The organism is Allocoleopsis sp., assembly GCF_036703385.1.
Classification (GTDB): Bacteria; Cyanobacteriota; Cyanobacteriia; order Cyanobacteriales; family Coleofasciculaceae; genus Allocoleopsis.
The window spans coordinates 1-7,366 of record NZ_DATNPA010000694.1 but is presented as its reverse complement, the minus strand read 5'-3'; the positions used below and the strand labels follow the sequence as shown (position 1 = coordinate 7,366).

General features: G+C 47.9%; 4 protein-coding genes. All 4 read right to left on the bottom strand.

Going from position 1 to position 7,366, the window contains the following annotated elements; genetic code table 11:
* Nucleotides 1–114 precede the first annotated feature (114 nt).
* Nucleotides 115–4,086: a magnesium chelatase subunit H gene (locus tag V6C93_RS32715; RefSeq protein ID WP_333480863.1), complete on the bottom strand. Its 3,972-nt coding sequence runs from the start codon at nucleotides 4,084–4,086 to the stop codon at nucleotides 115–117.
* 366 nt (nucleotides 4,087–4,452) lie between these two features.
* The gene (locus tag V6C93_RS32710) at nucleotides 4,453–5,589 is read right to left on the bottom strand and encodes a HAMP domain-containing sensor histidine kinase (protein WP_333480862.1); all 1,137 of its coding nucleotides are present in this window, start codon (nucleotides 5,587–5,589) and stop codon (nucleotides 4,453–4,455) included.
* Nucleotides 5,590–5,910: 321 nt separating this feature from the next.
* Entirely contained in the window at nucleotides 5,911–6,621 is a 711-nt protein-coding gene (locus V6C93_RS32705; RefSeq protein WP_333480861.1) for a response regulator transcription factor, read from the bottom strand.
* Between the two features lie 667 nt (nucleotides 6,622–7,288).
* Nucleotides 7,289–7,366, bottom strand: a 78-nt coding sequence (locus tag V6C93_RS32700) for a DUF1517 domain-containing protein (RefSeq protein ID WP_333480864.1), incomplete at its 5' end; no start/stop codon positions are given.

The window sequence follows — 7,366 nt, the reverse complement described above, 5'->3', positions numbered from 1 at the left end:
GTTGACGGTTAGGGCAGTCATAGCGATTTTTATTTTAGATTTTCAATGATTCGTAAAGGCGAGATTCCCGACTTCTCTAAGAAGTCGGGAATCTGAATCTTTGATAGATTACGACTATTCTATTCCTTCAATCCGGTCTTCAACCTCCTGATACAACTCGCGCAACATCTGTAAATTACTCTCACTCGTCTCCCAATAACCGCGACCATTCACTTCCAGCAACGTCGATACAACCTTGCGGAAGGAATGAGGATTCAGGTTCATCAGCCGCTTACGCATCTCTTCATCCTGGATAAACGTAGTATTCGTATCCTCGTAAATCCAGTTATCGACAGCACCAGCCGTTGCCGACCAACCCATCGTATTCACCAACCGCTTCGAGAGTTCCCGCACACCCTCATACCCGTGACTTAGCATTCCCTCGTACCACTTGGGATTGAGTAGCTTCGTCCGCGCATCCAGACGCACGGTTTCCGAAAGAGTGCGGATTTGGGCATTTGCTGTTGTGGTATCAGCAATGTACGAGGCTGGCGTCTTGCCATCCCCTCGCAGACTGGCGACAACCTTGGTGGGGTCAGAATCGAAGTAGTGGCTGACATCTGTCAGGCTAATCTCGGCAGAATCGAGATTTTGGAACGTAGCATCGGCGGTTTTCAGGGCTGTCTCAAAAATCTGCCGATTTTGTTCCATTGTGCCTGGGTTATCGGAGGTGAAAGCAAAGGATTTCCGTGCCAGATACATATCCTGCAACTCAGATTCGCTTTCCCAAGTACTGTTTTCTACTGCCAGGTTGATATTCGAGGAGTAGGAACCCGAAGCATTGGAGAAGACGCGAGTTGCCGCTTGCCGCAGATTAATCCCCATTTCCTCTGCCTGTTGCATCGCGTGTTTGCGGACAAAGTTCATTTCTAAAGGTTCATTCGCCTCTGCTGCCATTTTTACGGCTTGGTCGAGGAGGTTCATTTGGTTGATGAACAAGTCGCGGAAGACGCCGGAACAGTTGATCACAACATCAATCCGAGGACGCCCCAACTCCTCTAGGGGAAGCAATTCTAACTTGTTCACGCGACCTAAGGCATCGGGTACAGGTTTAACCCCCACCATCCACATGATTTGTGCTAAAGATTCCCCGTAAGTCTTGATATTATCCGTACCCCAGAGGACACAAGCAATCGTTTCAGGCCACTTCCCGCCATTTTCACAGCGTTGACGTTCCAGCAGGCGATCTACCACAATTTTGGCTGATTTAACCGCCGCCGTTGTGGGGATGGATTGGGGGTCGAGGGCGTGGATGTTCTTACCAGTGGGCAATACATCGGGGTTGCGGATGGGGTCGCCACCGGGGCCGGGGAGGACGTACTCGCCTTCTAGGGCTTTCAGCATTGCACCTAGTTCGTTATCGGCAACGATTTGCTGGAGGCAGAATTCTAGGTACTCAAACAGGGGTTTGAGCGCTTGGTCGTCAACCTTGGTGTAACCTAATTGATGCATCGCTTCAATCCAAGGCTCTTTTTTGCCCATGTTGAAGAAATTGAGCTTGGAGACTTTAGATACCCGACCATCGGCATCGGCTTGCGCTTTCACCAAAGCGGAGACAGCTTCACGAGTTGTCAAAGTTATCTCTTGCAGCAATTGGACATCCGTTAAGACGCCTTTGTCGTTATTGGTGTAAATTTCATCAATATCCCGCCCGATGCTATTGGCGATAATCCGAGGTAAGCTCAGTATTTCATCTTCGGGACGATCGAGGCTAGCAATATTGACCAAAGTTGCGATCGCTTCTTCTGCTGTTGGTGGTTTGCCAATCACATGCAACCCACAGGGCAGCAACCGCGATTCAATCTCCATCAGCTTTTTATACACCAAGCCAACCACCGTATCCCGTTCCTCTGCGGTCAGCCCACTGGCGTCTTCGACTAAGTCGATATCCTTATCCAGATTCACCAAGCGGCACTTGTCCATGATGGTGTTGACAATCGGGATACCACGCCCAGTATCTTTCAGGGTTTGGTAAGACGCAATTAATTCACTCAGTTCCTTCAACCCCTTATACAATCCTGCATTCTCAGCCGGTGGCGTCAGGTAGGAAATCGTGGCGGCATAGCTACGGCGCTTGGCAATGGTTGCCTCGCTGGGGTTATTCGCGGCGTAGTAGTAGAGATTGGGGGTAGAACCAATCAAGTTATCCGGGTAACACTCCCCTGACATCCCCATCTGTTTACCGGGCATGAATTCCAGCGAACCGTGAGTCCCGAAGTGTAGTACGGCGTCGGCTTTCCAGATTTTTTCTAAATAGGTATAGTATGCGGCAAAGCCGTGGTGAGGGCTGGCAGAACGGGAGAACAACAACCGCATCGGGTCACCTTCGTAACCAAAGGTGGGTTGAACCCCGATGAACACATTACCAAATTGTTTGCCGTAAACCAGCAGATTTTGTCCATCACTATTTAAATTTCCCGGAGGTGGCCCCCAATTTTCTTCCAACCGTGTTGAATAAGGAGTGAGTTCTTCATACTCCGGTACTGACATCTTGTAGGCAATATTCAGTTCGGGAGTGGCGTACTGCGCTTGGGCGTCGTGGATCACCTCTTGCATTAACGCCTCGGATGATTCTGGCAAACCTTGAACATCGTAGCCATTGTTGTTCAGGGCTTCCATCAGTTTATAGATGGAACCAAACACATCCAAATAAGCGGCTGTTCCCACATTCCCCTTATCGGGCGGGAAGCTAAAAACAGTGATAGCAACTTTCTTATCGAGTTTGGGTTTGCGGCGTAGGTTAGCCCACTTTAAGGCACGCTGGGCGATCGCTTCGATGCGGTCTTGGAGTGCGATCGCTTTTCCGGTTGTCCCATCTCTACCGGATAAAATAATCGGTTCAATCGCGCCATCCAATTCAGGAATCGCAATCTGCAATGCCACTTGAATTGGGTGCAAGCCTAAATCACTACCTTCCCACTCCTCTGTGGTTTGGAATACTAAGGGGAGGGCTACCATGTAGGGGCGATTCAACCGTTTTAATGATTCAATCGCTTTAGGATGGTCTTGCCGTGCGGGGCCACCCACCAAAGCAAAACCTGTGAGCGATACAACACCGTCCACCAAGGCTGTCGGTGTCTTCGCGGTTGATTCATAGAAGAATGCATCCACGGGTTTCGAGAAATCTAAACCCCCGGCAAATACGGGAATCACACGAGCACCCATTGCTTCAAATTCCTGCACGATTGCCACATAGTGAGCATCATCGCCTGTAACCAGGTGGGTACGTTGCAACACTAAACCGATGGAAGGTGCTAGGGGGTCTTTTAAGTCGGCAGAGACATCCTTGCGGCTACTGTACCAGTTCAGGTACTCCTTGACATCCTCAAACATGGTCGGAGCTAAGGGGTGCCAAATGCCCATATCGGGGTAAACTACTGGCTCATTGAAGCTCAGTTGACGCCCTTTCAATACATACTTATCTGCCAACATCAGCAGGAAGTTCTCTAGGTTATCCGATGAACCACCCAGCCAATATTGGAAGCTAAGCATGAAGTTCCGGGCGTCCTGTGCTTTGTCCATCGGTAGGTACTTCAGGACTTTGGGGAGGGTTTGCAGTAGTTTCAGCATCCCGTCTTGGAAGGAAGAACCGGATTTCTCCTTGCGCTTTCGCATAAATTGCGCGATCGCACTCTTTGATTGGCCCAGTTGCGCCATCGAAAAGCTACCCAACTTATTCAGGCGCATGACTTGAGGCATAGAGGGGAAGACAATGGCCGCCTCCATGCGATCGCGGTGTGGTTCTACTGCCGCCACCACTTTATCAGCGAGGTCTTCAATGAAGATTAGTGAAGCAATGAAGATGTTAGCTTGGGCCACATCCCGCTTAAAATCCTCATAGTTTCCTGCGTCCCGAAGTTCCTCGATTAAATAGCCACTAATTTCAACCGCTAAGTTGGGATTGTTTTGATTGATGGATTGAACAGCGGCTGATAATGCACTCTGATACTGTGGCTCTAGCACGACATAGACCACCTTAAGCAAATGACGCCCATTCAAGGCATTTGGGGTAATGTGTCGAATGGTGGACTTGACGTGTGTGAACATGCTACTTTGGCTCCTTATGATGCGCGTTCTCTTCTCATCGGATGAGTGCTGAGGAGTGAGCGATCAGTTGAGTAAGGACTCACTCTTCATGGCTCAGTTTTTGTATAGGCAACATTAGTGTTTGTATCAAAAAATGCTTACCTGATGGTGGTTTGAGCCTTCATCTGACACAATTCGATAGGAATTTCGTGAGATTTATTTACAAATATTTACATATTTGTGAGTAATTGATAAAATCAAATATTTACAATATTTAATTAATTAAATATTGACTAAATAAACAAATTATGCAATCTTTGGAAGAGAGCGATTGCTGAGAGCCTTATACTCACAGATGTTTCTTGTTCACTGTTCACGGAACAGGTGTCACGCCAACGGCAGATAAAACCGAAACGTACTGCCAACACCCAGTTCACTTTCCACTTCAATCTGACCACCTTGCAATTCAATCAACCGTTGAGAAATCGCTAGACCAATTCCGGTGCCGCCAGTGTGCTGATTTCGAGACTTCTCTGCCCGCCAGAAGCGCTCAAAAACATGAGGCAAATCTTCTGGCGCGACTCCAATCCCCGTGTCAGTCACCGAAATCCACAGTCGAGGCGCTATAGCTTTTGCTCCTTCGGTTTCCGCCCAAGCCCGGATGGTAATTGAACCCCACTCCGTATAAATCAGGGCGTTGCCTAGTAGGTTAACCAATACTTGCTCCACCCGGTCAATATCAGCCAGTACAGTCGGTAGTTGAACGGGACACTCTAAGCGTAACTCCGGGCCATCTTCCAGCAACTGGTCAGCAAATTTTTCCACCAGGGATTCTAACAAGGGACGCAAATTTGCAGGCTCAACCTTAATGGGTAGATATCCAGCCTCTGCCTTAGAAAGTTCTTGCAAATCATTGATTAAGCGTTCTAGCCGTCTAGTTTCTTTTGCTAACCGCTGATAAACCGCTGGGGTCGGTTCAATCCGAGCCTCTGCTAGTTCTTCGAGATAGCCGCGCAGCACGGTTAAAGGAGTTCGCAGTTCATGGGTGAGGTCGCTCACTAAATCTCGGCGTCGGTGTTCCACATCCTCCAAACTGACAGCCATACGATTAAAACTATGAGCCAGTTGGTTGATTTCAGGAATCTCACTCGGTGGCAGTCGCTCATCCAGTTGCCCTGCTGCAAACTTTTGGGTAATTTGCTCGATCTGAGTTAGGGGTTGTACAATCCGCCTGGAAACCCAATAGCTGAGCCCACCTGCTGCTGTCGTGCCCACGATGACTGACCAGAAAGTGCTACGATTCCATGCCGTTTCAAACCCATCGATTAGATAGGTACGGGCATAACGCAAAGTGACTCCCTGACCTTCTAGTTGTCGCAGGTGTAAGACAAAAAAGCGAGGAGAAGACAGCTTGCCAATAATTACAAGAGACATCACCCCCACAATCATCACCATGAGATGGGAGAAGAAAAGGCGTGACGCTAAAGGCAAGGACTTCATCCTACGCAAACTAGCCTTACTCATTGACTGACGGAATCCCAGTGAAAATGTTCGCTCATTCTGGATGAGTCAAACCTAAATCTTGGACACCTCAAATTAACACTCAGCTATGACAAGCTAATGAACAACCTGTGTCAATTGTTCGTCGTGATTTCTAATTAACAATCAAAAATAGGTTGGCTGACTTTTTAGTCGGCAATTTATGGATAATTAGAAGCGAAATATAAAGTCTCCTTTAGGGTCGATCACACCGCCACACCACTCAGTGTCAGAGCAATTCCGAGAAACTGGTCATGCCGTGCGTCATTTACTTCGACCCGATGGTAACAAGATGGTGTGGAAGATTCAAGTCGTAGTTGAGTCTTCAAACTTGTAGCCGACGCCAATAACCGTCTTTACAAAGGTAGGATTTGCTGGGTCTGGCTCAATTTTCTTTCGCAACCGCGCTACATGGGTATCGACTACCCGTTCATCTCCAAAAAAGTCATCGCCCCAAAGTTTGTCAATCAGCTGGGTGCGGTTCCAAACTCGACCGGGCTGACTGATAAATGTTGCCAAGAGATTAAATTCTAAAGTGGTTAAGTCCAACGCTTCTGCTCCGCCTGCCTCTATATGTCGCGTTGCCGTGCGCTGATCTACATCAACCGCGAAATGCTGGGTTTGGTAGACTAAATGCTGCCCACCATGACGCAGACTGCGCCTTAATAGTGCTCGGACTCTGGCAACCAACTCTGTAGGACTAAAGGGTTTGACCATATAATCATCGGCACCCGTAGAGAGACCAATCACACGGTCAATTTCCTCACCCTTAGCGGTCAACATCAAAATATAGGGGTCTTTAGCACCTGGCTTTTGTCGAATTCTGGCACATACTTCCAGCCCATCCAGACCTGGAAGCATCAAATCTAAAATGATGACGTCGGGCTGTTGCTTAGTAAATGCCTGTAAAGCCGATAGCCCATCGGGACACCAGTTGCAGGAAAACCCCTCTCTTTCTAAAGCTAGCTGAATGAGCTTGGCAATTTCTGGTTCATCCTCGACAATTAAAATATCCATAATCCGCGAACTTAGGCTTAAGTGTCTTAAGACGAGTGAGAATCTGAGTCATAACCCTGCTGATTAGTTCTACGAGCTGAACGACTCAATGGGCAAGTTCGAGAACAATATTAGATTGAATGGCACTGAACTTAAGCGAAAAGTGATCGTTTCTTGGAAAAACCAAGATTGGGGGGATTCCCCCAAACCCCCCACTGGGGGACGGAGTGCCTCCCCCAGATCCCCTGCACAAGAGTTGGTTGGTGAGGTAGGAGATTTCTTAAGTCAGTGACATTCATATTAGATTAGCTTGCGCGATGCTCCTGTGTTCTGCGATCGCATTCTCGCATAAGCAACAGCCTGAGCCAACTAAACAACGTCAACCAGATACTATTGGAGCGGAATTTCAATTACAAATTCTGTCCCTTCACCCGGAGAGGAAATACAATACAATCGACCCTTGTGAAGCTCTACCACAATACTTCTTAGAACCATGCCCTGGGAGCTACCTGTTTCTCCTCAGCGCTCGTTGAGGAGAAGGGTAGACATCATGAGGTATCTGGCTAAAAAATAAAAATAATATTAAACTTTATCAAGCATTTTGTATAGCATTATAACAAAATCTGCGCCAATTAAAGAAGGGTAGGTCTTGTACCTACCCCGACAATTTTTGCAATATCGTCAACACTTAGACGAGCTTCAGATCTGGATATTCAGCCATTAGATCATCTGAGGTTAGGGTGTCGCCTTCAGCTTGGGGTGTCCA